This window comes from Dactylosporangium sp. CA-052675 (genome assembly GCF_050947935.1).
Classification (GTDB): domain Bacteria; phylum Actinomycetota; class Actinomycetes; order Mycobacteriales; family Micromonosporaceae; genus Dactylosporangium.
The window spans coordinates 9,476,117-9,501,442 of the sequence record NZ_CP192010.1 but is presented as its reverse complement, the minus strand read 5'-3'; the positions used below and the strand labels follow the sequence as shown (position 1 = coordinate 9,501,442).

The 25,326-nt window shown below is 72.0% G+C and carries 21 protein-coding genes and 2 tRNA genes; 15 read left to right on the top strand and 8 right to left on the bottom strand.

Features of this window, described 5'->3' with window-relative positions; translation table 11 throughout:
• From ACQP1P_RS42615 to rdgB, 3 genes are read left to right on the top strand one after another with little or no spacing between them, the layout of a single operon-like run.
• Positions 1-822: an SGNH/GDSL hydrolase family protein gene (locus ACQP1P_RS42615; RefSeq protein ID WP_433080272.1), complete on the top strand. Its 822-nt coding sequence runs from the start codon at positions 1-3 to the stop codon at positions 820-822.
• Positions 823-845: 23 nt separating this feature from the next.
• Positions 846-1,574 (top strand): ribonuclease PH, encoded by a 729-nt coding sequence (gene rph / locus ACQP1P_RS42610; protein WP_433080270.1) that lies wholly within the window; start codon positions 846-848, stop codon positions 1,572-1,574.
• A complete protein-coding gene (rdgB, locus tag ACQP1P_RS42605; protein WP_433080268.1) occupies positions 1,571-2,167 on the top strand; it encodes an RdgB/HAM1 family non-canonical purine NTP pyrophosphatase in 597 nt (198 codons plus the stop codon). The genes rph and rdgB overlap by 4 nt, the downstream gene beginning before the upstream one ends.
• A 102-nt stretch (positions 2,168-2,269) precedes the next feature.
• Here the strand turns inward: rdgB and hutH are convergent, their stop codons facing one another.
• From hutH to ACQP1P_RS42575, 6 genes are read right to left on the bottom strand one after another with little or no spacing between them, the layout of a single operon-like run.
• Positions 2,270-3,790, bottom strand: coding sequence for a histidine ammonia-lyase (hutH, locus tag ACQP1P_RS42600; protein WP_433080266.1), 1,521 nt, complete (start codon positions 3,788-3,790; stop codon positions 2,270-2,272).
• Positions 3,787-4,956, bottom strand: a complete 1,170-nt coding sequence (hutI, locus tag ACQP1P_RS42595; protein ID WP_433080264.1) for an imidazolonepropionase — start codon at positions 4,954-4,956, stop codon at positions 3,787-3,789. Before hutI ends, hutH begins: the two co-directional genes overlap by 4 nt.
• Positions 4,953-6,356, bottom strand: a complete 1,404-nt coding sequence (locus ACQP1P_RS42590) for a formimidoylglutamate deiminase (protein WP_433080262.1) — start codon at positions 6,354-6,356, stop codon at positions 4,953-4,955. The genes hutI and ACQP1P_RS42590 overlap by 4 nt, the downstream gene beginning before the upstream one ends.
• Entirely contained in the window at positions 6,347-7,552 is a 1,206-nt protein-coding gene (locus ACQP1P_RS42585) for an allantoate amidohydrolase (RefSeq protein WP_433090360.1), read from the bottom strand. The genes ACQP1P_RS42590 and ACQP1P_RS42585 overlap by 10 nt, the downstream gene beginning before the upstream one ends.
• Positions 7,552-9,234, bottom strand: a complete 1,683-nt coding sequence (hutU, locus tag ACQP1P_RS42580) for a urocanate hydratase (protein WP_433090358.1) — start codon at positions 9,232-9,234, stop codon at positions 7,552-7,554. The genes ACQP1P_RS42585 and hutU overlap by 1 nt, the downstream gene beginning before the upstream one ends.
• 9 nt (positions 9,235-9,243) lie before the next feature.
• The gene (locus tag ACQP1P_RS42575; protein WP_433080260.1) at positions 9,244-10,107 is read right to left on the bottom strand and encodes a MurR/RpiR family transcriptional regulator; all 864 of its coding nucleotides are present in this window, start codon (positions 10,105-10,107) and stop codon (positions 9,244-9,246) included.
• 95 nt (positions 10,108-10,202) lie between these two features.
• Between ACQP1P_RS42575 and ACQP1P_RS42570 the strand changes: the two genes are divergently transcribed.
• From ACQP1P_RS42570 to ACQP1P_RS42535, 8 genes are all read left to right on the top strand, one after another.
• A complete protein-coding gene (locus tag ACQP1P_RS42570; protein WP_433080258.1) occupies positions 10,203-11,003 on the top strand; it encodes an MOSC domain-containing protein in 801 nt (266 codons plus the stop codon).
• A 318-nt stretch (positions 11,004-11,321) separates the two neighbouring features.
• Positions 11,322-12,026: a hypothetical protein gene (locus ACQP1P_RS42565; protein ID WP_433080256.1), complete on the top strand. Its 705-nt coding sequence runs from the start codon at positions 11,322-11,324 to the stop codon at positions 12,024-12,026.
• A gap of 875 nt (positions 12,027-12,901) precedes the next feature.
• The gene (locus ACQP1P_RS42560) at positions 12,902-14,464 is read left to right on the top strand and encodes a circularly permuted type 2 ATP-grasp protein (protein WP_433080254.1); all 1,563 of its coding nucleotides are present in this window, start codon (positions 12,902-12,904) and stop codon (positions 14,462-14,464) included.
• Positions 14,465-14,476: 12 nt separating this feature from the next.
• Positions 14,477-15,424 carry an alpha-E domain-containing protein gene (locus ACQP1P_RS42555; RefSeq protein WP_433080252.1) on the top strand — a complete coding sequence of 316 codons (948 nt, stop codon included), beginning with the start codon at positions 14,477-14,479 and terminating at the stop codon, positions 15,422-15,424.
• On the top strand, positions 15,421-16,260 hold the full coding sequence (locus ACQP1P_RS42550) for a transglutaminase family protein (RefSeq protein WP_433080250.1): 840 nt from the start codon (positions 15,421-15,423) through the stop codon (positions 16,258-16,260). The genes ACQP1P_RS42555 and ACQP1P_RS42550 overlap by 4 nt, the downstream gene beginning before the upstream one ends.
• A 23-nt stretch (positions 16,261-16,283) precedes the next feature.
• A tRNA-Leu gene (locus tag ACQP1P_RS42545) sits at positions 16,284-16,356 on the top strand.
• Positions 16,357-16,438: 82 nt separating this feature from the next.
• Positions 16,439-17,173 (top strand): hypothetical protein, encoded by a 735-nt coding sequence (locus ACQP1P_RS42540; RefSeq protein WP_433080248.1) that lies wholly within the window; start codon positions 16,439-16,441, stop codon positions 17,171-17,173.
• A gap of 758 nt (positions 17,174-17,931) precedes the next feature.
• Entirely contained in the window at positions 17,932-19,137 is a 1,206-nt protein-coding gene (locus ACQP1P_RS42535; protein ID WP_433075281.1) for an IS110 family transposase, read from the top strand.
• 169 nt (positions 19,138-19,306) lie between these two features.
• Here the strand turns inward: ACQP1P_RS42535 and bcp are convergent, their stop codons facing one another.
• Positions 19,307-19,780, bottom strand: a complete 474-nt coding sequence (gene bcp / locus ACQP1P_RS42530) for a thioredoxin-dependent thiol peroxidase (RefSeq protein WP_433080246.1) — start codon at positions 19,778-19,780, stop codon at positions 19,307-19,309.
• 148 nt (positions 19,781-19,928) lie between these two features.
• Here bcp and ACQP1P_RS42525 point away from each other — a divergent pair, with 148 nt between their 5' ends.
• The 4 genes from ACQP1P_RS42525 to ACQP1P_RS42510 all read left to right on the top strand — a co-directional run bounded on the left by ACQP1P_RS42525 (position 19,929) and on the right by ACQP1P_RS42510 (position 23,988).
• A complete protein-coding gene (locus tag ACQP1P_RS42525; RefSeq protein ID WP_433080244.1) occupies positions 19,929-21,659 on the top strand; it encodes a copper resistance CopC/CopD family protein in 1,731 nt (576 codons plus the stop codon).
• A 105-nt stretch (positions 21,660-21,764) separates the two neighbouring features.
• A complete protein-coding gene (locus tag ACQP1P_RS42520) occupies positions 21,765-23,135 on the top strand; it encodes a hypothetical protein (protein WP_433080242.1) in 1,371 nt (456 codons plus the stop codon).
• 85 nt (positions 23,136-23,220) lie between these two features.
• Positions 23,221-23,859, top strand: a complete 639-nt coding sequence (orn, locus tag ACQP1P_RS42515) for an oligoribonuclease (protein WP_433080240.1) — start codon at positions 23,221-23,223, stop codon at positions 23,857-23,859.
• 53 nt (positions 23,860-23,912) lie between these two features.
• Positions 23,913-23,988 (top strand) — tRNA-His (locus ACQP1P_RS42510).
• Between the two features lie 49 nt (positions 23,989-24,037).
• Here the strand turns inward: ACQP1P_RS42510 and ACQP1P_RS42505 are convergent.
• Entirely contained in the window at positions 24,038-25,297 is a 1,260-nt protein-coding gene (locus ACQP1P_RS42505; RefSeq protein WP_433080238.1) for a delta-60 repeat domain-containing protein, read from the bottom strand.
• Between the last annotated feature and the right edge of the window lie 29 nt (positions 25,298-25,326).

The window sequence follows — 25,326 nt, the reverse complement described above, 5'->3', positions numbered from 1 at the left end:
GTGACTGTTTTCGCAGCTCTAGGGGATTCGACCACGGCCGGCTTCGGCGACCGGGTCAAGGGCCGGTGGCGCGGCTGGGCACCGATCTTCGCGTCGGCGCTCGGTGTGCGGCTGCACAACTTCTCGCTCAGCGGCGCCCGGGCCGCCGACCTGGAGCACGACCAGCTCCCGCGCGCGCTCGCCGTCAGCCCGGCCCTCGCGGCCGTGCTCATCGGCACCAACGACACCCTGCGCGACCCGTTCGACGCGGCCCGGTTCGCCGGGCACCTGGAGCGCACCGTCGCCCCGCTGCGCGAGTCCGGCGCCGAGGTGCTCACCATCCGGCTGCCCGACCCGGGCCGCATGTTCGGTCTCCCCGGCCCCCTGGCCCGCCCGCTGGCCCGCCGGATGGCCGAGGTCAACGAGGCGGCCGACCGGGTCGCCGCGCGGTACGACACCATCCACTTCGACGCGGCCGGCAACCCGGACTCGTACGAGCGGGACATGTGGAGCGTCGACCGGCTTCACCCGAGCGAGCGCGGGCACCGCTTCCTGGCCTGCTCGTACTTCGACCTCCTCGAGCAGCGCGGTGTCGTCAAGGCCCTGCAGGCCGGCGGCCTGGCCCCGTCCCGCCCGTCGCCGGAGCCGACCAACCGCCCGCCGAGCGTCCTGGCCCAGGCCCTGTGGATGTCCACGGCCGGCACCCGGTGGGTGATCCGCCGCTCGACCGACCTCCTGCCGGGCCTGGCCCGCCTCGCCTGGGCCGAGTGGCGCCACGGCTCCCCGGCCGCGGATCTCGACCTGGACCTGGACCTCGACCCGGTCCCCGGCAAGGTCGCCTGATCGGCTTGTCTAGGGTGGTTCCTATGGCCCGACCCGATGGACGCGTCCCAGACCAACTTCGACCTGTATCGATCACCCGCCAGTGGAGCATGCACCCGGAGGGGTCCGTACTCATCGAGTTCGGCGGCACCCGCGTGCTGTGCACCGCCAGCGTCACCGAGGGCGTGCCGCGCTGGCGCAAGGGCTCCGGCCTGGGCTGGCTGACCGCCGAGTACGCGATGCTCCCGCGCGCGACCACCACCCGCAGCGACCGGGAGAGCGTGAAGGGCAAGATTGGCGGCCGCACCCACGAGATCTCCCGCCTCATCGGCCGCAGCCTGCGCGCCTGCATCGACCTCAAGGCCCTCGGCGAGAACTCGATCGTCCTGGACTGCGACGTCCTGCAGGCCGACGGCGGCACCCGCACGGCGGCGATCACCGGCGCCTACGTGGCCCTCCACGACGCCGTCTCCTGGCTGGCGACCCAGCGCAAGCTCGCCGGCAAGCCCGCGGACGTCCTGCACCGCTCGGTGGCCGCGGTCAGCGTCGGCATCATCGCCGGCGAGCCCCGCCTGGACCTCTGCTACGAGGAGGACGTGGTGGCGGACGTGGACATGAACGTGGTGTGCACCGGCGCCGGCGAGTTCGTCGAGGTCCAGGGCACCGGTGAGCAGGGCGTCTTCACCCGCGCGGAGCTGGACACCCTCGTGGACCTCGGCGCCCGCGGCTGCGCGGACCTGACCGCCCTGCAGCAGAAGGCCCTCGCCGGATGAACCTCCTCCTGGCGACCCGCAACAAGAAGAAGCTGGTCGAGCTGCGCCGGGTCATGGAGGCCGCGTCGCTGAGCATCGACCTGCTCGGCCTCGACGACGTCGACGACTACCCGGAGGCCCCCGAGACCGGCCTCACCTTCGAGGACAACGCCCTCCTGAAGGCCCGCGAGGCCGTGCACTACACCGGCCTGCCGAGCATCGCCGACGACTCGGGCCTGGCCGTGGACGCCCTCAACGGCATGCCGGGCGTCTTCTCGGCCCGCTGGTCGGGCCTGCCGAGCGGCGCCCCGGACCGCGACGGCGCGAACCTGCGCCTGGTCCTGGCGCAGGTCGGCGACGTCCCCGACGAGCACCTGGGCGCCGCGTTCGTGTGCGCCGCCGCCCTCGTCTACCCGGACGGCCGCGAACAGGTCTTCCGCGGCGAGATGCGCGGCCACCTGATCAGGGCCCCACGCGGCGACGGCGGCTTCGGCTACGACCCGATCTTCGTGGCCGACGGCTACACGAAGACGACCGCCGAACTGACCCCGGACGAGAAGGACGCCATCAGCCACCGAGGCAAGGCGTTCCGCGCTCTGGCCGCAGCGCTGTAACACTCGCTGACAGACGGCGGTCGGCTCAGGCCCGACCTGCTCGGCTCCCTGCTCCGGCCGCCGCTGTGCTCCCTCGCTGTTCGCTGCTCGGCTCTTTTCCCGTCAGGCGAGCGGCCCCGCCACTTCCTCGATCTCCTTGCGCAGCTCCCGCGACCAGACCAGCCCGCGAGCCGCCTCCATCACCGGCGCGAGGAACACATCCGGCCCCGGCCCACCCGCGAACCGCTCCACCATCGCCACCGCGCGCTCCCCGGCCGGCGAGGGCCGCAGCGGAGCCCGCAGCTGGATCCCGCGCACCGCCGAGATCAACTCGACGGCCAGGATGCTGCAGAGGTTGTCGAGAACGGTCCGCAGCTTCCGCGTCGCCGCCCACCCCATCGACACGTGGTCCTCCTGCATGCCCGACGTCGGCAAGGAGTCCACGCTCGCGGGCGCCGCCAGCCGCCGGTTCTCCGCGACGATCCCCGCCGCCGTGTACTGCGCGATCATCAGCCCCGAGTTCACCCCCGCGTCCGGGGTCAGGAACGGCGGCAGCTCCCGCGATCGGGTGACGTCGAGCAGTCGGTCCACCCGCCGCTCCGCGATCGCCCCGACCTCGGCTGCCGCGATCGCGAGGTAGTCCGCGGCGAACCCGAGCGGCGCCCCGTGGAAGTTCCCCGTCGACTCGACCCGCCCGTCGGTGAGCACCACCGGGTTGTCCACGATCGAGCGCAGCTCCCGCCCCGCGACCGTCGTCGCGAACTCGAGCGTGTCCCGCGCCGCCCCGGCCACCTGCGGCGCGCACCGCATCGAGTACGCGTCCTGCACCGCATGCACCAGGTCGTCCCTGTGCGAGTCCATGATCGGCGAGCCCTGCAGGAGCCGGTGGATGTTCGCCGCCGAGGCCGCCTGCCCCGGATGCGGCCGGATCGTGTGCAGCTCCGGCATGAACGGCCGGTCGGAGCCGAGCATCGCCTCGATCGACAGCGCCGCGGTGACGTCCGCCATCGTGAACAGGTGCCGCGAGTCCTCGATGGCCATGATCAGCATGCCGAGCATGCCGTCGGTGCCGTTGATGAGCGCCAGCCCCTCCTTCGAGGACAGCGCGATCGGCGACACCCCGGCATCGAGGGCGCTGAGCCGGGTGCCGTCCTTCGCCAGCACCCACCCCTCGCCGATCAGCACCAGCGCGCAGTGGGCCAGCGGCGCCAGGTCCCCGGACGCGCCGAGCGACCCGTGCTCGGGCACCCACGGCGTGATGTCGGCGTTGAGCAGTTCCACGAGCGCCTGCGCGACCTCGGGCCGCACCCCGGAGCGCCCCATCGCCAGGGAGCGGATCCGCAGGAGCATCATCGCTCGTACGACCTCCCGCGGCATCGGAGCCCCGACGCCCGCCGCGTGCGAGCGGATCAGCGCGTGCTGCAGCTCCGCCCGGCGCTCGGGTGCGATGAACGTGTTGGCGAGCGCCCCGAACCCGGTCGACACCCCGTACACCGGGCGCCCGTCCCGCTCGATCGCATCCACGATGGACCGGCTCGCGCGCATGGCGTCGACCGCGTCCGGCGCGAGGGTCACCCGCGCGTTGCCCCGGGCGACCGCGATCAGGTCGTCGGGAGTGATGCCAGAGGCGGTGATGGTGATCAAACCAGCTCCCCATTGAGCACGACGTTGGTGGTGAGCGGCACCCCGGGCCGGTAGGCCAGGTGCACGTACGAGGGGGCGTCCAGCACGACGAGGTCGCCGCGCGCCCCGTACGTCAGCCGCCCGATGTCATCCCGGCGCAGCGCCACCGCCCCGCCCCGCGTCGCCGCGAGCACGGCCTCGGCCGGCGTCATCGCCATCTCCCGCACCGCGAGCGCGATGCAGAACGGCATCGACGTGGTGTACGACGATCCCGGATTGCAATCCGTCGCCAGCGCGACCGTCGCCCCCGCGTCGAGCAGCGCCCGGGCCGGCGGATACGGCGAGCGCGTCGAGAACTCCGCCCCCGGCAGGAGTGTGGCGACCGTGCTCGACCCGGCGAGCGCCGCGATGTCCGCCGCGCTCAGGTGCGTGCAGTGATCCGCCGACGCCGCGTTCAGCTCCACCGCGAGCCGCACCCCGGGCCCTTCCGAGAGCTGGTTCGCGTGGACCCGCACACCCATCCCCGCGTCGGCGCCGACGGTCAGGATGGCCCGCGAGTGGTCCGCGTCGAACGCACCCCGCTCGCAGAACACGTCGATCCACCGCGCCCCGGCCCCGTGCGCCGCGGTGAGCATCGGCCCGCACACGAGGCTCACATAGTCGTCCGTCCGGTCCGCGTACTCCGACGGCACCACATGCGCCCCGAGGAACGTCGTCTCGGTGCTGAACTCCCGCGCGATCCGCAGCGACCGGGCCTCATCGGCGACGCTCAGCCCATACCCGGACTTGATCTCCATCGTCGTCGTGCCCTGCCGCAGCGCCTCATGCCGCAGCCGCGCCACGTTCGCCCGCAACTGCTCGTCATCGGCGGCCCGGGTCGCCCCGACGGTCGTGCGAATCCCCCCGCCGGTATACGGCTGGCCCGCCATCCGCGCCGCGAACTCCGTCGCCCGATCGCCCCCGAACACCAGGTGCGAGTGGCTGTCGACGAACCCGGGCAGCACCGCGGCCCCGTTCGCGTCGAGCCGCATGTCGGCCGCCGGCGTATCCCCGGCCCGCCCGATCCACTCGACCCGCCGGCCGTCGATGACGAGTGCGGCGTTGCGCCGGATCCCGAGCGGTCCCTCACCCCAGTTCGGGTCGCCCGTGACGAGCTCCCCGATGTTGGTGACCAGCAGCGACCTCATCGCGCCGCCGCCCCGACGCGCCCACGGTCCGCGGCCTCACGTGCTCCGGCCGGGCTGCCGGCGCCCGAGCCGCCCGAGATGGTCTCCAGCGCCTCCTTGAGCGCCGCTCCCACGTCCGGCACCGCGATGTGTACTCCGTCGCGCACGACGACCCGCCCGTCGACCACCACATGCCGCACGTCCGCCGCCGTGGCCGCGAACCCGATCGCCGCCGGATCGCAGCCCGCCGTCCGTGGCGAGTCGAGCGCCACGGTGACCAGATCCGCCCGGCCGCCGACGGCGATGGAGCCGGCGTGCGACCAGCCGAGCGCCGCGTGCCCGGCGGCCGTGGCGGCGGTCATCAGCTCGGCGCCCGTGAAGTGCCCGCGATGCTCGGTGTGGAGCCGCTCGTGCATCTCAACCCCGCGCGCCTCCTCGAACAGATCGATCACCGCGTGGCTGTCGCTGCCCAGGCTGAGCGGGCTGCCCGCGTCGACCAGCGCCCGCGCGTGCCCGATGCCGTCGGCGAGATCCCGCTCGGTCGTCGGGCAGAAGCACACGCCGGTGCCGCTGTCGCCGAGCTCGGTCCGGTCCGTGTCCGTCAGGTGCGTGGCGTGCACGGCCGTCACCCGCCCGCCGAGCAGCCCGCGATCGGCCAGCAGCTCCGTCGGCGTGCGGCCGTGCACCGCGAGGCAGGCCTCGTTCTCCGCGCGCTGCTCCGAGAGGTGCACGTGCGTCGGCAGGCCATCGGTGCGCGCCACGAACGCCGTCAGCACCTCCGCCGGCACCGCCCGCACACTGTGCGCCGCCGCCCCGATTCGCGCGTGGGGCCGGGGTCGGAGCCGATCCAGCCGGTTCGACCAGGCCTCGATCGACCCGTCACCGAACCGGAGCTGTACCCCCTCCAGCGCCCGCCCGTCGACCCCGGCCGTCAGATACAGCGTGTCGAGCAGCGTGATCCTGATCCCCGCATCGGCCGCCGCGGCGATGAGCGCCTCGCCCATCGCGTTGGGGTCGGCATACCTCACCCCGCCCGGCCCGTGGTGCAGGTAGTGGAACTCGCCGACGCAGGTGATCCCGGCCCGCGCCATCTCGGCATACACCGCGACCGCCAGCGCGTGATACGAGTCCGGGTCGAGAGCGCCCGCCACCGCGTACATCTGCTCACGCCAGGTCCAGAACGTGCCCCGCCCCCGCTGTGTCCGGCCCCGCAGCGCCCGATGGAACGCGTGCGAGTGCGCGTTGGCCAGGCCCGGCAGCGTCAGCCCCGGCAGCCGCACCGCGCCGGCGGCCTCGGGCGAGTCGACCGGCGTCTCCGGCCGGACCGCGACGAACCGGCCGCCCGCGATCTCGACCACCACGTCGTCGGCGACGCCGGACGGCAGCCAGGCGTGTTCGCAGTGGTACCGCATCACTGACATAGCCGGGCCAAGAGATCGGTGAGCTTCTCCACCCCGGCGGCGCAGTCGGCATCGCTGGCCGATTCCTGCGGCGCGTGCGAGATGCCCGTCGGGTTTCTCACGAACAACATCGCCGTGTCGACATGAGCGGACAACACGCCCGCGTCGTGCCCGGCACCGGTCGGCAGCACGGGCGCCTGCAGCTCGAGGGCGGCGAGCTTGCTGACGTCCCCCGTGAACCCGACCTCGCCGGTGACCGACTCCGCGGCCATCGTGACGTGCGTGCCGTCGAGTCGAGCCCGCTTCTCCGCCCGCTGGTGGATGGCCTCGACGAGCTTCTGCAGCGTCTCGCCGTCCGCGGCCCGGGCGTCGAGCCAGGCGGAGGCGCTGGCCGCGATGGCGTTGGTCGCGTTCGGCGCGACCTCGACCCGTCCGACGGTCGCGTGTGCGCCGTGGGTCCGGGCGGCCTCGTCGGTTGCCAGCACCGTGAAGGCGAGCGTGAGCATCGGGTCGCGCCGGTCCGACATGCGGGTCGTGCCGGCGTGGTTGCCCTCGCCCGTGAAGTCGAAGCGATACCGCCCGTGCGGCCAGATCGCGCTCGCGACCCCGACCGGGGCGTTGAGGTGGTCGAGGGCTCGCCCCTGCTCGACGTGGAGCTCGACGAACGCCCCGATGCGCGCCAGACGCTCCGGATCGGGCCCGAGCCGATCCGGGTCGAGCCCGGCCCGTCCGATCGCGTCCGCGAGCCAGGCGCCCTCCCGGTCCCGCAGCCGCAGCGCCTTCGCGGGATCGAACGCGCCGGTCATCAGGCGCGAGCCGAGGCACGGCACCCCGAACCGCGCGCCCTCCTCCTCGGTGAACACCACGACCGCCACCGGCCGCGCCGGCTTCACGCCCCGCTCCCGGAGCCGGTCGATGGCGAGCAGCCCCGACACGACGCCCAACGGCCCGTCGTAGGCGCCGCCATGCGGGACGGAGTCGAGATGGCTGCCGGTGACGACGGCCCCCTCCTGGTCCGGCTCGCCCCACCAGGCCCACAGGTTGCCGTTGCGGTCGATCTCCACCTCGAGGTCGCGGTCCAGCGCCTCCTCGACGAACCACTCGCGGCAGACCAGGTCGGTGTCGGTCCACGAGTGCCGGACGTACCCGCCGTCCTCACCGGCCCGGCCGATCGGGCTCAGCGATCCCCACAGTGCGGCGAACCGGTCGGCGCTCATCATGCCCGCTCACCGGCCCCTGCGCCGTCGGCCGCCGTCTCCCGCATCGGCACCCGGAGCCCGCTGAACTCGGCGACCTCGGCCGCGTCCTCGTACCCGGCGTCCACGTGCCGCAGCACACCCATCGCGGGGTCGTTGCTGAGCACCCGCGCCAGCTTCTGCGCCGCGAGCTCGGTGCCGTCGGCGACCGAGACCTGCCCGGCGTGGATGGAGCGGCCGATCCCGACGCCGCCGCCGTGGTGGATCGACACCCAGGAGGCGCCGGAGGCCGTGTTCACCAGCGCGTTGAGCAGTGGCCAGTCCGCGATCGCGTCGGAGCCGTCGCGCATCGCTTCGGTCTCCCGGCACGGCGAGGCGACGGAGCCGGTGTCGAGGTGGTCGCGCCCGATGACGATCGGGGCCTCCAGCGTGCCGTCGGCGACCATCTCGTTGAACCGGAGTCCGGCACGGTCGCGTTCGCCCTGGCCGAGCCAGCAGATGCGGGCCGGCAGGCCCTGGAACGCGACCCGCTCCTGCGCCATCTTGATCCAGCGGTGCAGCGAGGCGTTCTCCGGGAAGAGGTCGAGGATCGCCTGGTCGGTGGCGGCGATGTCGGCGGGGTTGCCCGACAGCGCGGCCCAGCGGAAGGGACCCTTGCCCTGGCAGAAGAGCGGCCGGATGTAGGCCGGGACGAACCCTGGAAACGCGAACGCCCGATCGAATCCGCCCAGTTGCGCCTCGCCCCGGATCGAGTTGCCGTAGTCGAACACCTCGGCGCCGCGGTCGAGGAACCCGACCATCGCCTCCACGTGCCGCGCCATCGAGTGGCGGGCCCGGTCGGTGAACTCCTCGGGCTTCTTGGCCGCGTAGTCCGCCGCGTCCTCGGGGTCGATGCCGCTCGGGATGTAGGAGAGCGGGTCGTGCGCCGAGGTCTGGTCGGTCACGATGTCGACCGCGACGCCCATCCGCAGCAGTTCGGGAAGCAGCAGCGCGGCGTTGCCCACGATGCCCACCGAGAGCGGCTTGCGCGCGATCTGAGCCTCGGCCGCGGCTCGGACCCCGGCCTCCAGTGAGTCGGCGATGACGTCGAGGTAGCGGGTGGCGACCCGGCGTTCGAGCCGGGTGCGATCGACGTCGATGATCAGGCAGACGCCGCCGTTCATGGTGACCGCAAGCGGCTGGGCACCGCCCATCCCGCCGCACCCCGCGGTGACCGTGAGCGTGCCGGCCAGCGTCCCGCCGAACCGCTTCTCCGCCACCGCCGCGAACGTCTCGTAGGTGCCCTGCAGGATGCCTTGCGTGCCGATGTAGATCCAGGACCCGGCGGTCATCTGCCCATACATCGTGAGGCCGAGCGCCTCCAGCCGCCGGAACTCCGGCCAGTTGGCCCAGTCGCCGACAAGGTTGGAGTTGGCGATCAGGACCCGCGGCGCCCACTCGTGCGTCTGCAGCACCCCGATGGGCCGGCCGGACTGCACCAGCATCGTCTCGTCGGGCGCCAGGGTCGTCAGCGTGCGGACCAGCGCTCGGTAGGACGGCCAGTCCCGCGCGGCCTTGCCCGTGCCGCCGTAGACCACCAGGTCCTGGGGGCGTTCCGCGACGTCAGGATCGAGGTTGTTCATGAGCATGCGCAGGGCGGCTTCCTGTTGCCATCCTCGCGCCGTCAACTGGGTGCCCCGAGGGGCACGGATTGCTTCCATGATTCTCCTCGGTTAGGGCAGGAATACCTGACGAGTGGCGGCGGAACGCTCGAACGCCTCGAGCCGCTCCTGGGTTTCGGCCGGTGCGGAGTCGCACATCGCCTGGAGCAGGATCGTCACCATCGCCATCGGCGCGGTGTGCATGTCGAAGACCAGGCGGGAACCCACCGGCGCGGTGAGCACCACGTCCGACTCGGCGGCCGCTGGGCTGACCGGTGAGTCCGTCACGGTGACGACACGAAGCCCCGCGGCCCGCGCTTCCCGGAGCGCGTCGACCGCCTCGCGCGGATATCGGGGCAGCACAAACGCCAGCATCGCAACTGCACCGGCCGCGCGCGCCTGTTCTAGACGATCCGCGAGCAGGCTGCCTTGCTCCTGCACAAACCGTACATCCGGATGGACCTTGGCCGCGAAGTAGGCGAACGCTCCCGCGAGCGCCGCGGCCGCCCGCAGGCCGAGGACCGGCAGAGGCCGGCTCGCCATCAGTAACTGCCCTGCCTGGTTCAGCGGCCCCGGGTCCTTGAGCATGACGGAGAGTTGCTGCAGGTTGGCGATCTCGTCGCTGAGCGCCTGCTCGAACTGGCTGACCGGGGCCGACTCGTCGGCGTCGTCCACTGTGGATGAGCCGTGCCGATAGCCGTCGATCGTCACGCGCAGTTGGTCGCGAAGCGCGGGATAGCCCTCGAACCCCAGCGCCGTTGCGAACCGGGTCACCGACGGCTGACTCACGCCCGCGAGGGTCGCCAGGTCGCCGCTGGAGAGATAACCGGCCTGCCCGGCGTGCTCGACCAGGATGCGCGCGATGCGCCGCTGGACTGGCGTGAGCCGTTGTCCGTCGAAGAGGTCGAGTATCCGCTGGCGCGGGGTGGAAGTCATGGGGTCAATGTAAGTGGACTTTCAGGCTTGCGTCAAGTGCATGGGATCATTCAGAATGTTGGCAGGAGGAGGGATGACCATGCGACTCTCTGAGCGTGCGGCTGAGTTACCTCGCGACCTATCCGATCAAGAGCTGCTACCGCGTCGAGGCGGAAAGCGCGGAAGTCGAGCCCTGGGGGCTCGCCGGCGACCGCCGCTGGATCGTCGTCGACGAGGCGGCCAAGCTGATCACGCAACGGGACTGGCCGCCCCTGGGGCGGGTCCGGCCGCGGTACAACGACCTCGGGCTCGTGCTCGAGGCGGAGGGGGCGGAGCCGCTCGCGGTGCCGTACCCGTCGGCGGAGACATCAGACATCAAGCACTTCCACATGTGGATCGCCGCGACGTCCGCGGGGGACGTCGCGAACCGCTGGGTGTCGCAGGTGATCGGCCGGCCGGCCCGCCTGTTCCACCTCGACGATCCGACCCGGCGGCCGGTCGACCCGGAGTACGGGACGCCGGACGATCGGGTCAGCTTCGCCGACGGGTACCCGCTCCTGCTGGCCAACGAGGCCTCGCTGCGGGCGGTCAACGACTGGCTGGCCGAGGAGGGGGACGAGCCCGTCGCGATGACACGGTTCCGGCCCAACGTCGTCGTCTCCGGCGCCCCGGCCTGGGCGGAGGACGACTGGATCGGCCGCCGGGTCGTCATCGGCGAGGTCTCCTTCCGTGTGCCGAAGGCGTGCGAACGGTGCGTGCTGACCACCATCGACCCCGAGACGGGCGAGAAGGGACGGCAGCCGCTGCGGGTGCTGGCCAAGCACCGGCGGTTCCCGAGTGGGCTGCTGTTCGCCGTCAACCTCATCCCGGACATGCGCGGGAAGATCGCAATCGGCGACAAGATCGCGGTCGTCTGACAGCGCCGGGCGGACTCGGCGGCTGGGCCGCGCTGGCGGTGAGGGGACGGCGGCAACCCTCGGCCGGTTGAGGGTGGCGTTCATCGGCCGCTGCGTTTTGTCGCTCGATCACGTTCCGCAAGTCGGGGACGTCGGCTCGCGGTGGCGGCTCGGTAGTTCGTGAGGTCCGTGCGCCGACGGCGGGTGCGAGGCGTGCGGAGTAGTCGGTGGCGGAGGTGGTGCATGGGATTCGGACACTGACGACGAGAGCACGCCGGACGGCGAGGCGAAAGTGGCATAACGCGTCGCCGGGTGCTGCTGGCGGGACATGATCAAGGCGTGACGCCCGGGCGGGTGCGGCCCCATCTTGCCGAGATCCTCGATCGCACGCATCACGTCGTCGTGACGTTCAGCGTGCTCGGGAACCTGCTGCCCGAGCCGGAGGCGGTGGCGTGCCAGGTCGGCGAGATGCTGCGAGAGACCGGGCATCGGATGTCGATCCTGGGCGGCACGAGTGACAACCCGTTCGAGGTGCTGGCCGAGGCGTACGAGGTGTCGGAGGAGGTGGGGCGCAGGGCCGAGCAGCTGATCCACGACGCTGAGGTCGACGCGGCGGACTGGGTGCCGGTGACCACGGGATCGGCCGAGTTGCTCGAGGCGTGCCGGGCGACCGGGCGGTCGGTGGCCGTGTACGCGCCGCACAGCGAGTCGGCGGTTGGGCGGCACCTGCACCGGCTCGGGCTGCGCGGGCTCGTCGGGCCGGCGCTGGGGCGGGGGTTCGCGATGCGGAACCCGGCGATCCGGACGATGGCGCCGGTGTTCGAGGCGATCGGGGTCCAGGCGCAGGACGCGGCGGTGGTGTGCGCGACGTTCTCGGCGATGTCGGCGACGCAGCGGGCGGGGGCGCATGCGATCGGGGTGGAGCGGATTTGGGAGCCACGGAAGATGCTGCACGGAGGGGAGGGGCGCAATGCTGTGGTGCGGTCGTTGATGGCGTTGGCTGAGGCGATGAAGGAGGTCGGGGCGCCGCGGAGTCTGTCGTAGCGGCGCTCGGGGCCACCGGGATGGCCGGCCGCCGTAGAAGGGGCGGGCGGGAAACGTCGGCTCTGGCGCGGGGGCCCGGGGCTGAGGGCTCGCGGTGCGCGCCGTCGGGTGCTTCGACCGGACCGGCGGAGTGCGCGCTGGGGGTGGTGGGTGCGGCGCCCGGGTGCGCGGTGGATGCGGTGAGTGCGGCGCCGGGTGCGTGATGGGTGCGGCGCGACCGCCCGGTGGGGTGCGGCCCGAGAGGCGCAGTGGGGTGTGGCGCGAGGGCACGGTGGGGTGTGGCGCGAGGGCACGGTGGGGTGCGGCGCGAGGGCGCGGTGGGTGGGGTAGATGCGGTGCAGTGGGCGGAATGGGTGCGGCGGGGCGGTGAGTGGGGTGGATGCGGTGCGGTGGGTGCGGCGAGGTGGGTGCGGCGAGAGGATGCGCGCTGGGGGCGGTGGCTGGGGCGCGGAGATGCAAAGGGGTGAGGGTTGCGGAGAGGCGAGGGTTGCCGTGCCCGGCCTTTTGAACGCTTCGGCCCGACGCGAAATTGCGACACCGACACCGACACCGACACCGACACCGACACCGACAGCGACACCGACAGCGACAGCGGCGGGGTTGGGGTTGGGGGTGGCTGCTCCGGTGCGCGCGGCCGTCGTTGTTGGCGGGCACAGGGACGTCGGAGTGGGTAATTGTGGGTGTTGCCGACGTCCGGCGGGGAGCGAGGAGAGAGCCGCGGCGCTCGGTGGAACGAGGGCGCAAATGGGGCCGTTCGACCGTCGAGCCGTCGCGGGGTGGCTGCGCGAAGCATCGAAGGGGAGCGATCGGCGCAAGATCAGTGGTCAAAACACATCGGTAATGTGAGTGAAATGGTTCGTGCCTAGGCTCCGTTCATGGCGGACATCTTCGATGAGTACTCGATGTCCGGGGCCATGTTCGAGGCGTGGGACGAGATGTTCGAACGCCCCGGGCAGCCGCGGTCGCCCTACCGGTCGTTGTTTGCCGCGCTGCAGCCGCTCGCCCCCGCTGACCTGCGGTTTCGAGCCGATCAGCTCGCTCGGGTGTTCACCGATCGCGGGGTTACGTTCGCGTACGCCGGGGAGGAGCGGCCGTTTCCGCTCGACCTGATTCCGCGCATCCTCGACGCCGCGGAGTGGGATCTTCTCACCGCCGCGGTGCAGCAGCGGGTCAAGGCGCTCGAGGCTTTTCTCGCCGACATCTACGGGGCCGGGCGCGTGTTCGCCGATGGGGTCGTGCCGCGGAAGCTGATCACGACCAGTGCGCACTTTCATCGGCAGGCGTACGGCATCGAACCGCCCAACGGCGTGCGGGTGCACATCAGCGGCGTCGACCTGGTGCGGGACGAGCAGGGGCGTTTCCGGGTGCTGGAGGACAACCTCCGCATTCCGTCGGGAGTGTCGTACGTGATCGAGAACCGGCGGGCGCTCACGCACACGATGCCGGCGCTGTTCGCCGAGGCGCGCGTGCGGCCCGTCGACGACTATCCGGCTCGGCTCCTCGCGGCGCTGCGGGCCGCGGCGCCCGAAGGGGTCGACGATCCGACCGTCGTGGTGCTGACGCCCGGGGTCTACAACGCCGCCTACTTCGAGCACGCGCTGCTCGCGCGGCTCATGGGCGTCGAGCTCGTCGAGGGGCGCGACCTCGTGTGCAGCGGCAATCGGGTGCGGATGCGCACCACGCAGGGCGAGCGGCCGGTGCACGTCGTCTACCGGCGCGTCGACGACGACTTCATCGATCCGCTGCACTTCCGGCCGGACTCGGTGATCGGGTGCCCGGGGATCGTGAACGCGGCGCGGGCGGGGCAGGTCACGCTCGCCAACGCGGTGGGCAACGGGGTCGCCGACGACAAGCTGCTGTACACGTACGTGCCCGACCTGATCCGCTACTACCTGGCCGAGGAGCCGCTGATCGACAACGTGGAGACGTACCGGCTCGACGACCGCGACCCCGAGGTGCTCCACGACGTGCTCGGCCGGCTCGACCAGCTCGTGCTCAAGCCGGTCGACGGCGCCGGGGGCAAGGGGATCGTGATCGGGCCGCAGGCCTCCGAGGAGACCCTGGCCACGCTGCGGCGGGCGGTCGAGCAGGACCCGCGCGGCTGGATCGCGCAGCGGCCCGTCGCGCTGTCCACGTCGCCGACGCTGCTCGGGGACCGGGTCGCGCCGCGCCACATCGACCTGCGGCCGTTCGCGGTCAACGACGGCAACGAGATCTGGCTGCTGCCCGGCGGGCTGACCCGCGTCGCGCTGCCCGAGGGGGCGCTCGTCGTCAACTCCAGCCAGGGCGGCGGCTCCAAGGACACCTGGGTGCTGGCCCACCCGGGCGATCCGGCGCCGCCGCTGCAGCCGCGGGTCGCCGCCGAACCCCGCGACACCGGCGGGAGCCCGCGCGACAGCGGGCCTGCCGCCGCCCAGATGGCCGGACAGCAGCAGTAGGGAGGAGGGCAGATGCTCAGTCGCATCGCGGAGTCGCTGTTCTGGATCGGCCGGTACATCGAGCGCGCCGACGACACCGCCCGCATCCTCGACGCCTTCCTCGGCCGGCTGCTCGAGGACCCGTGGGCCGACGAGGACGCGGCCTGCCGCACGCTCATGTCGATCCTCGGCGCCCCCGCGCCGCAGGACCGCCGGCTCACCACCGGCGACGTGCTGGAGCTGCTCGCGTTCGACGCCGAGGACCCGAGCGCGATCTCCGGCGCGATCGTGGCCGCCCGCGACAACGCGCGGGGCGTGCGCGAGACGATCTCCAGCGAGATGTGGGAATGCCTCAACGTCACCTGGCACACGCTCGCGTCGCGCCGGGTCGCGGCGGAGCGGCTCGGGCCGACGGTCTTCCTCAGCTACGTGCGCGAGCGGGCGGCCGTGCTCGCCGGGCTCGCCGAGTCCACGATGAGCCGCGACGACGGCTGGCGGTTCCTGGTCCTGGGGCGCAGCCTGGAGCGGGTCGACATGACCGCGCGGCTGCTGTCGATCCAGACCAACACGCCCGACGAGGTGACCGGCTGGCGCACGGTACTGCGCTCCTGCGGCGCCGACGAGGCGTTCCTGCGCACCCACGGCGGCACGTTCGACCCGCAGCGGGTCACCGAGTTCCTGCTGCTGGACCGGCTGTTTCCCCGGTCCGCCCTGCATGCCCTGGGCACCGCCGAGCAGTGCCTCGTCGACCTGGCCCCCACCACCGAACGCGCGGGCGTGACCGACGCCGCCCGCCGGCCGATCGGGCAGATCCGCACGCGGCTGGAGTACGCCGACACGACCATGCTGCTGGCCGAGCTCCCGCAGCACCTGCGCGCGCTGCAGCAGACCTGCGCGACGGCGAGCGCGGCGATCACGGCCCGGTACTTCCCGCAGTCCACGCCCGTCACGTGGGGCACAGTCGCTTGGGGTGGCTCATGAACTGGCGCCTGAAGATCCGGCACGTCACCGGCTACAAGTACGCCGGCACGGTCTCGGCCTCCTACAACGAGGCGCGGCTCACCCCGCTGACCCTGCCGTGGCAGACGACGCTCTTCAGCCAGGTCGAGGTCACGCCGGGGGCGACCACGTACCGCTACCACGACTACTGGGCCACCCAGGTCACCGCGTTCGACCTGCACCGCCCGCACCAGCAGCTGCGCGTCGTCTCCAGCAGCCTGGTCGAGGTGTCGCCGCCCCCGGCGCCCGCGGTCACGCTCGGCTGGTCCGACCTCGGCACCGACCTGGTGCACGACACGCACGCCGAGTTCCTCGCGCACTCGCGGCTCACCGGGGTCGCCCCGGGCCTCGTCGCCGAGGTCTGGGCCGCGTGCGGCGGCTCCCCGGGCGACGCCGCCGAGGCCGTGTGTCACTGGGTGCGGGATCAGGTGTCGTACGTCCCGGGCTCGACCGGCGTGCAGACCAGCGCCCAGGAGGCGTGGGACCTGCGCCAGGGGGTCTGCCAGGACATCGCGCACCTGACCGTGGGCCTGCTGCGGGCCCGGGGGATTCCCGCGCGCTACGTCTCCGGCTACCTGCACCCCAAGGTCGAGGCCGAGGTCGGCGAGACGGTCGCCGGGCAGAGCCACGCCTGGGTCGAGTGGTGGGCGGGAGAGTGGACCGGGTTCGACCCGACCAACGGCGTGCCCGTCGGGCCGCGGCACGTGGTGGTCGCCCGGGGCCGCGACTACGACGACGTGCCGCCGCTGCGCGGGGTGTACCACGGCGCGCCGAGCAAGCACCTGGGCGTCACGGTGGAGATCACACGCCTGGCGTGAGTATTGTGTCTCTGCGTTACGTGGGGGCCGTAGCCCAATGGCAGAGGCACACGGTTTAGGTCCGTGCCAGTGTGAGTTCGACTCTCACCGGCCCCACCGCCTTGAGTGCTTCCTGCTCACGTGCCCGCCGTTTATCGCTACTGCAACCTTTTTTCGGCCTCGTACACTCGGGCGCATCATGACGAAGCTGAATCAGATCATCGCGGTCGAGAAGGGCGTGAAGTCCCGCTCGTTCCAGGACCTCACCGAGGCCCACCACGTGCTGCAGAAGCCGGCGCTGCTGGCCGGCATCTCCCGCACCTATCGCCCGAAGGACGAGGAGGGCGAGCAGCTCCCGCCCGAGTCGACCCGGGTGCAGGTCAAGGCCGAGGAGGTGCTGCGCCAGACCGGCACGATCCTCACCCGCCTGTTCGACGTCACCGCCACCAAGGACTGGACGAACTGCGTCGCGCGCGCGGACGTCTCGGTCGACGGCCAGGTCCTCCTGCGCGAGGTTCCGGTGTCGTACCTGCTCTTCCTGGAGAAGCAGCTCGCCGACCTCCTGACCTTCGTGCGCAAGCTGCCGATCCTCGACGCCGCGGAGACGTGGGTCTACGACGCCTCGGCCGACACGTATGCGACCGAGCCGACGCAGACCACCCGCACGAAGAAGATCCCGCGCAACCACGTCAAGGCCGAGGCGACGGAGAAGCACCCGGCGCAGGTCGAGGTCTACTACGAGGACGTGGTCATCGGCTACTGGAAGACCGTCAAGTTCTCCGGTGCCCTGCCGGCCAAGCGCGTGAACGAGCTCGTGGAGCGTGTCGAGAAGCTGCAGGCCGCGGTGAAGTTCGCCCGCGAGGAGGCCAACGGCGTGCAGGTCGTGGAGCAGGAGACCGGCGAGAAGGTCTTCCGCTACCTGTTCGGCGCCTGACCGCGCGGGGGGCGGAAATCGCGTTTCGCCGATCGGTGCCGAGCGACTACGATCGGCAGTGCGCAAGGAGCGCAGGCTGAACCTGAGGCTCAGTTTGACAGGTGCGCGCGGTGTCAATGTGGAGGTTCGATTCCTCCCGCCGTCACGACTCGAGACGGCGTAGCCCAACGGTAGAGGCGGCCGCGGGAGCCGAAACACAAACTCAACTTCTCGCTCCAGTCTGAGCATCCGCCGCCGAACGCCGGATCAACCGAACGGGACGCCAGTCGTCGAGGTTGCGGGTTCAACTCCCGCTCGGTCCTCTCCATGGGCCGATAGCTCAATCGAAGAGCGCGACGTCATAATTTGATCTACGTTCTTCAAACGTCGCCGGTGTGCGCAATTGGGCGGCAAGCCGAAGCCCGGTGGATGGATACTCCACCGGGCTTCACCGATTCCCGCGCCTGCCGGGCTGACGGCAAGAACACGGACCATGACTCGGGTCCGTGTCACCTGCGGACCGTTGCTCATTGGTAGAACTGGTGCTGCCCGGTCCTGTGGGGGCTGGGCGGCACCTGGCCGTTGGATCACTGCCATCCGTTGCTGCCCCGGTTGAGGGCTTGCGGGAGTGTTTGCGGGGTCTGGCGGTCCGGGACATCCCGACTGGCAACAGGGCTACTGCGCCGTAGAGCGCCCGTCAATGAGCGTCCGGCAGTGATGTCCCGAACCACCAGGTGCGCCTCCCACTGGATTGAGCAGCGGCAGGAGCAGCTTTGAGTGTGACGGATGCACGGTTCGCCGGGATCGACTGGGCGCAAGACTCGCACGCGATCTGCGTCATCGATGCGGCTGGGGAGCCTCTCGAGCGTCTGGTCGTGGCGCATACGAAGGCCGGGATCGGCAAGGCCGTCGGGGTGCTGCGCCGCCACGGCGTGGCCGGGGTCGGGATCGAACGTTCGGACGGTCCCCTCGTCGTGGGGCTCCTCGCGGCCGGTCTCGAGGTGTTCGTGATGCCGCCGTCGCGGGTGAAGTCGTTGCGGGGCCGGTACGGGTCGGCGGGGAACAAGGACGACCGGTTCGACGCCTACATGCTCGCCGATGTGGTCCGCACCGACCGGCGCCGGCTGACCCCGCTGCGGCCGGACACGGCGGCGACGACGAGTCTGCGGACCCTGGTCCGGGCCCGGGCTGACCTGGTGCAGCACCGGGTCGCCCTGGTGAACCAGCTGCGGGCGCATCTGCTGACGGTGCTGCCGGGGGTGGTGGGGTTGTTCTGCGAGCTGACGTCGCCGATCAGCCGGGCGTTCCTGACCGCGTTCCCGACCCAGGACGCCGTCGATGCGCTCACGGTCGAGGAGCTCACCGGGTGGCTGGCCGGGCAGCGTTACCGGAAACGGCCGCCCGAGGTGCTCCTAGCCCGGCTGCAGGACGCACCCACGGGAGTGACCGGCCCGGCCGGGACCGCCCTCGCGGGGGTCACCACCGCCTACCTGACCGCGGCGACCGGCCTCATCGAACAGATCAACGCCCTCGAAACCCAGATCGCGCAGGCCCTCGCCGAGCACCCGGACGGGGCGATCTTCACGTCCCTGCCCCGGGCCGGGACGGTCCGCGCCGCCCGGCTCCTGGCCGAGATCGGCGACGCCCGCGGCCGGCACCCCACCCCCGCGGCCCTGGCCGGCCTGGCCGGGGTGACCCCCTCCACCCGGCAGTCCGGACAGGTCAGGATGGTGGCGTTCCGCTGGTCGGTGAACAAACAACTCCGCGGCGCGGTCTGCGACTTCGCCGCCGACTCCCGCCACGCCAACCCCTGGGCTGCCGATCTTTACGCCCAGGCCAGAGCCCGCGGCCACCGCCACCCACACGCCGTCAGAATCCTCGCCCGCGCCTGGCTCACCATCATCTGGAAACTCTGGACCACCGGCACCCCATACAACCCCGACCAACACAACGCCCTACAGAAACTCCTCACCCAAACCCCTTGACCCCACAGGGCACTCCCGCCAGGCACCGCTCGGCGCTGCGCGCCGTCGCTGCCAGGTCCGTGGCGGCAAGAGCGCAGTCAGTCCAGACCGAGATCTTTGCGCAGCTCCCGCCAGGCACCGCTCGGCGCTGCGCGCCGTCGCTGCCAGGTCCGTGGCGGCAAGAGCGCAGTCAGTCCAGACCGAGGTCTTTGCGCAGCTTGGCGACGTGGCCGGTGGCGCGCACGTTATACATGGCGCGCTCGATGAGGCCCTTCTCGTCGATCACGAAGGTGGAGCGGATCACGCCGAGGACGGTGCGGCCGTAGTTCTGCTTCTCGCCGTAGGCCCCGTAGGCGCGCAGGACCGCGCGGTCGGGGTCGGAGACGAGCGGGAAGGTGATCGCGTCGCGCTCGCGGAACTTGGCCAGCTTCGCGGGGGAGTCGGGCGAGATGCCCACGACCTCGTAGCCGGCGGCCTGCAGTGACGCAAGGTTGTCGCGGAAGTCGCACGCCTGCTTGGTGCAGCCGGGCGTCATGGCGGCCGGGTAGGCGTAGAGGACGACCTTGCGGCCGCGAAGGTCGGCCAGCGACAGGGGCTCGTCCCGGTCCGTCTGCAGCGTGAACTCGGGGGCGGTGTCACCCGGCTCGAGGCGCGTCGTCGTCATGCCCCCGACTGTAGTCCCCGGGTACGACAAAAATCCGCCGCGACGAGGTCGACACACGTCGCTACGCAAAGTCATGAGGGAGTCGTCGGGAACTTTTCGCGGCCGCCCCGCGACCAACTCGAAATGACCGGCGCGAAATCATGAACCCATGACCCGACGCAGATGGTCCGTTCCCCTGGCGATGCTCCTCGGCGCCCTGGCCATCCTCGTGCTGCCCGCCGCGCCCGCCAGCGCGCACGCGGAACTGGAGAAGACCGCGCCGGTCGCCGGGACGGTGCTCAACGACATGCCCGGCGAGGTGACGCTGACCTTCAGCGAGCAGGTCCGGCTCGTCGCGGACAAGATCAAGGTCGTCGCGCCGGACGGCGGCCGGGCCGACACGGGCAAGCCCGTCGTGCGCGACCAGGAGCTCGTCATCCCGCTCAAGTCCGGCGGCGCGAAGGGCACCTACCTGGTCAGCTACCGGGTCATCTCGGCCGACAGCCACCCGGTCAGCGGCGGCTACAGCTTCTCCTACGGCCAGCCGTCGGCCACCCCGAACCCCGACGACGCCGGCTCCGGCGTGCAGACCGACGCCGTGGTCAAGAACGCCATGTCGGTCGCGCGCTTCCTCGGCTTCGCCGGCCTCGTGCTGCTGGTCGGGCCCGCGCTCATCCTGTTCGCGCTGTGGCCGCGCCGGCTGTCCACGCGCGACCCGGGCCGCCTCGCGCTGACCGGCGCCGGAGTGCTCGCGGTGAGCACGATCCTGGAGTTGTACGTCCAGATCCCGTACACCGCGGGCACCACGCTCTTCGACATCACCGGCGCGGCCGCGAGCGAGGTGATGGGCACCCCGTTCGGCGCCGCGCACCTGGTCCGGCTCGGCGTCGTGCTCGCGACCGCGATCCTGCTGCGCCCCGTGATCGCCGGGCGGGCCGGGAAGTTCGACCAGACCATGCTCGTGATCCTCGGCGTCGTCGGGCTCGCGACCTGGCCGATCTCCGGGCACCCGAGCGCCTCGCCGGTGCCGACGCTGACCGTGGTCGCCGACGCCGCCCACCTCGCGGCCATGTCCGTCTGGCTGGGCGGCCTCGTCATGCTCTTCGGCTTCCTGCTGCGCCGCGCGAACGCCCGCGAGCTGAGTGCGATCGTGCCGGTGTGGTCCGGGTGGGCGCTCTTCGCCATCACGGTGCTCGTGCTCGCGGGCACCGCCCAGGCCCTCGTGGAGATCGGGACCCTCGACGCGCTCACCGGCACGACGTACGGCCAGATCGTCATCGCCAAGGTCGCGCTGCTCGCCGTCGTGGTGGCGGTCGCGGCGTACTCGCGGCGCCTGACCAACCGCCGCTTCGCCCCGGCCACCGCCGCCGTGCCGGACGATCCGGAGGACGACGACGAGCCGGTCGACGACGGGGAGCCGGTGGCGCAGGTGCCGGCGATCGAGGAGCCCGACCGGCGCCGGCTGCGCACCGCGGTCATCACCGAGGTCGCGATCGCCGTGGTGGTGCTCGCCCTGACCTCCGTGCTGGTCCAGACGAGCCCGGCCCGCGCCGGGCAGAGCGGCGACACCCCGCCGGGCCCCTTCGACACGGTGGTCTCCACGAACCTGCTCAAGATCCAGGTCGACATCTCCCCGGCGACCGTCGGCATGAACTCCATCCATCTGTACGCGGTCAAGCCCGACGGCTCCGGCCCGCAGACTGTCGTCGAGTGGAAGGCGACGGCGGCGCTGCCGTCCAAGGGCATCGAGCCGCTGACCGTGCCGACGCTCGCGGTGAGCGACGACCACGCGATCGGCCAGATCTCGCTGGTGTCCGCGGGCACCTGGGAGTTCAAGTTCACGGCCCGGGTGGACGACCTGAACCAGAGCACGGTGACGGTCCAGGTCCCGATCAAATAACCCGAAACCGCGACATTCTGCGGTTTTCGGACGATACGTGCAGCCTGCGCCCGAATTGCCGGTAATGTCGGCCTCGTAACGCCGGGGGGAAGAGGGGCCGCTGCCATGGTCGTGCGTCTGGTTCGGGCGGGTGTCGGCGCGCTGCTGCTGCTCATCGCGGTGCCGCTGGCTCTCGCCGGTGGCGGACTGCTGCTCGCCATGGAGCATCGGGCCGGCGACGACACGTTCTCGGCGCGACTGGAGCGGGTCCGTGCCGACGGCACCGCCGTCGTCGTGCCCGACGTCGACCGGCTCCTGCGAGCCGACGCGCCGTTCGCGCGGGGTGGGCAGACCACGCTCAGCCTGTCGGCGGTCGGCTCCGGCGGCCCACTCTTCATCGGGCTCGCGCCCACCGCGGACGTCAAGCGCTACCTCGACGGCCGGGCCCACACGAGCCTGACCCACGTCCGCCTCGCCCGCGGCCCGCTACCGGTCGAGCTGACCGTCGAGCCCGCGAACCGCACCGCGAACCAGGCGGCCGACCGCACCGACCCCGCCGATCTCGCCGGCGCCGCGAACCAGGCCGCGAACCAGGCGGCCGACCAGGCCGCGGCGAACCCGGCCGCGAACGACCCGGGCGCGGTGAACCCGGCCGCGAACGACCCGGGCGCGGTGAACCCGGGCGCGGCGAACCCGGACGCGAACGACCCGGAGGCGAAGCGCCCGGCCCAGGAGAAGTTCTGGATCGCCCGCAGCGAGCAGCGCGCCGGCGAGGCCCGGCTCACCTGGTCGTCCTCGGCCCTGCGGGGCAAGCACCTCGCGCTGGTCGTGATGCGCGCCGACGGCCGGGCCGGCATCGACGCCGCGATCACCGCCCGCCTCGCCCCCGCCTGGCTCGGCCCCACCACCGGCGGCCTGCTCATGCTCGGCGGCGCCCTGTTCTTCCTCGCCCTGATCACGCTCGCCTGGCCCCCGGCCCGCCCGGCGCTGCAGGCCGCCGCCCCGGCCCCCGCCCCGGAGCCGCTCGCGATCCCGGCGCAGACCACGCCCGAGGAGTCCGAGGAGTCCGAGGAGCCGAAGGCCGGGGAGCCCGAGGAGTCGAAGGCCGGGGACCTCGGGGAGCCGAAGGCGGAGGAACAGCCCGAGGAGCCCCAGCCCCAGCCCCATGCCGAGGCCGAGGCCGAGGGCGAGGGCGAGGCCGCCGGGACCGCGAACGAGCGCGTCATGGCCACCCTCGCCGACGTCCTCAAGGCCGCCGACGCGGAGGTGCCGCCCCCGGCGAAGCCCGAGAAGCCGGCCCTGGACGAGTGCGAGCTCGACCGCCCCGCCCCCGAGGACGCCGCTCTCGAGATCGACCTCCCGCCGCTGCCGGCGATGCCCAACATCGAGCTGCAGTTCACGTGGGCCCCGCTGGAGGTCGGCGACGAGCCCGCCGACACCGACGGGCAGCCGGTCGGCAAGGCCGGGAAGCCCGCCGAATCGGTCGCCATGCCGTGACGCACGCCACATCGGGGCCCGGCTTTGGTAACGACATGGCGCAGTATGAGTGGTTGCCCGCACCGAGGAGCGAGAAGTCGGCCGAATGAACACTAGGCTGTCCGGTGTGGGTGATCTTTTGGTCTGGATCGACTGTGAGATGACGGGGCTCGATCTGGGGAAGGACGCGCTGATCGAAGTCGCGGCGCTGGTGACCGACCCCGATCTCAACGTGCTCGGCGAGGGCGTCGACGTGGTGATCCACGCCGACGACGCGGCGCTGGACGGGATGCTCGAGGTCGTGCGCGACATGCACGCCAAGTCGGGCCTCACCGAGGCGGTGCGCGCCTCCACCGTGACGGTAGCCGAGGCCGAGGACCTCATCATGTCCTACATCACCGAGCACGTCCGCGACCCGCGCACGGCCCCGCTGTGCGGCAACTCGATCGCGACGGACCGCGGCTTCCTGGCCAGGGACATGCCGCGCCTCGACCACCACCTGCACTACCGGATGATCGACGTCTCCTCGATCAAGGAGCTGTGCCGGCGCTGGTATCCGCGCGTGTACTTCGGCCAGCCCCCGAAGGGCCTCGCCCACCGCGCCCTCGCCGACATCCGCGAGAGCATCCGCGAGCTGGAGTACTACCGCCGCACCCTCTTCGTGCCGCTGCCCGGACCCGACGTCGAGACCGCCAAGGGGATCGCCGCCGAGTTGAGCCGGGAAGGCGACACGAACGCGTCATAACCCTGTCGACGAATCCCGTCCCGCATGCCCTACTATTAGCGGGCGAGTTCATGGTGGCTGTAGCTCAGTTGGCAGAGCACCGGGTTGTGGTCCCGGGTGTCGTGGGTTCAAATCCCATCAGTCACCCCACATGAAAGCGGCCCCCGTCCGAGGACGGGGGCCGCTTTCGTTCGCGAGCTCAGGAGAGCGGGAGCAGCGCCAGCCGGGCGTGGTACTCGCCGCCGATCTTCTCCGTGTCCGAGCCCACCAGCAGGCCCTGGGGCGTCGCCAGCAGCGCCCGGGCGCCGACGCCCCGCGGGTTGCGCTGCGGGTTCCACGCCGTCGCCTTGCCCGTCTGCGGGTTGATGGCCGCGATGCCCGGCCGCGACACCGCGCCCGGCCCGGCCGTCTCGCGGCCCTGCGGGTTGTCCATCCAGCGCTGGTGCCCGCCGACGTAGATCGCGGCCCCGGTGTCGGCCACCGAGTACAGCGAGTCCCCGCCCGTGTGGTTCACCCACAGCGGCTTGTGCAGCCCGCTGCCGCGCAGGTCGAAGCGCGCCGCCGTGTCGCACATGAGGTCCTGGCCCCACTTGCGGCCGGTCGCCACGATCGTCGCGTATGTGCCCGTCGGGTCGAAGTCGATGCCGCGCAGGTACGTCTCGAAGCCCGCCCGGCACTCGTGGGCGTACGCGTCCGTGTACCAGTCCGCGAGCCGCACCGCCCCCGTCGCCGGAATGTCGATCATCACGACCTGGGCCCGCCACTGCCCGGCCGCCTGCTCGACCGCGCCGATGGCGGCCAGCCGGTGCCCGTCCGGGGTCAGCGCCAGATCCTCGAGCTTCACGCGGGTCAGGTGCGGCGCGGCCAGCTTCATGTCGAAGGCCGGGTCGACGGCGCCGGTGGTCGCGTTCAGCCGGGCCAGGCCGACGCGCTGGGTGCCGTTGACGGCGCTGAACGAGCCGGCCGCGTAGAGCCACTGCCCCTGCGCGATGAGCGCCCGGTCGTCGCCCCAGTTGATGGCCGCGGTGAAGGCCGGCACGCGGCTGCCGTCGGCCAGGCTGAGCTGGGCCAGGCCCCGCTGCGAGCCCCCGGCGATCTTCTGGAACGCCCCGCCGGCGTAGACGGTGTTGTTCGGTCCCGTGGCCAGCGCGAACACCGGCGCGTCGGGCTGCGGCGCGAACGGCAGGATCTCGCCCGTCGCGGCGCGGTACGCGAACAGGTTCTTGCGGCTGTACCGCACCTTGCGCTGGGCGTCGGTGACGGTGCTGAAGTCGCCGCCGACCACCACCGTGTCTCCGACCAGCGCGAAGGCCCGCACCTCGCCGTCGAGCACGTTCGGAGTGAAGTCGGCGGGGTTGGTGGAGACCTGGGTCGGCTGGTTCAGCGCGGCGGAGGCGGGGATGGCGACCGCGAATGCGGCCAATGCTGTGGCGGCAGCGGCGATCAGGCGTCGGCGCATGCAGGCGTCTCCTCGGTCGTTTCGTGGGT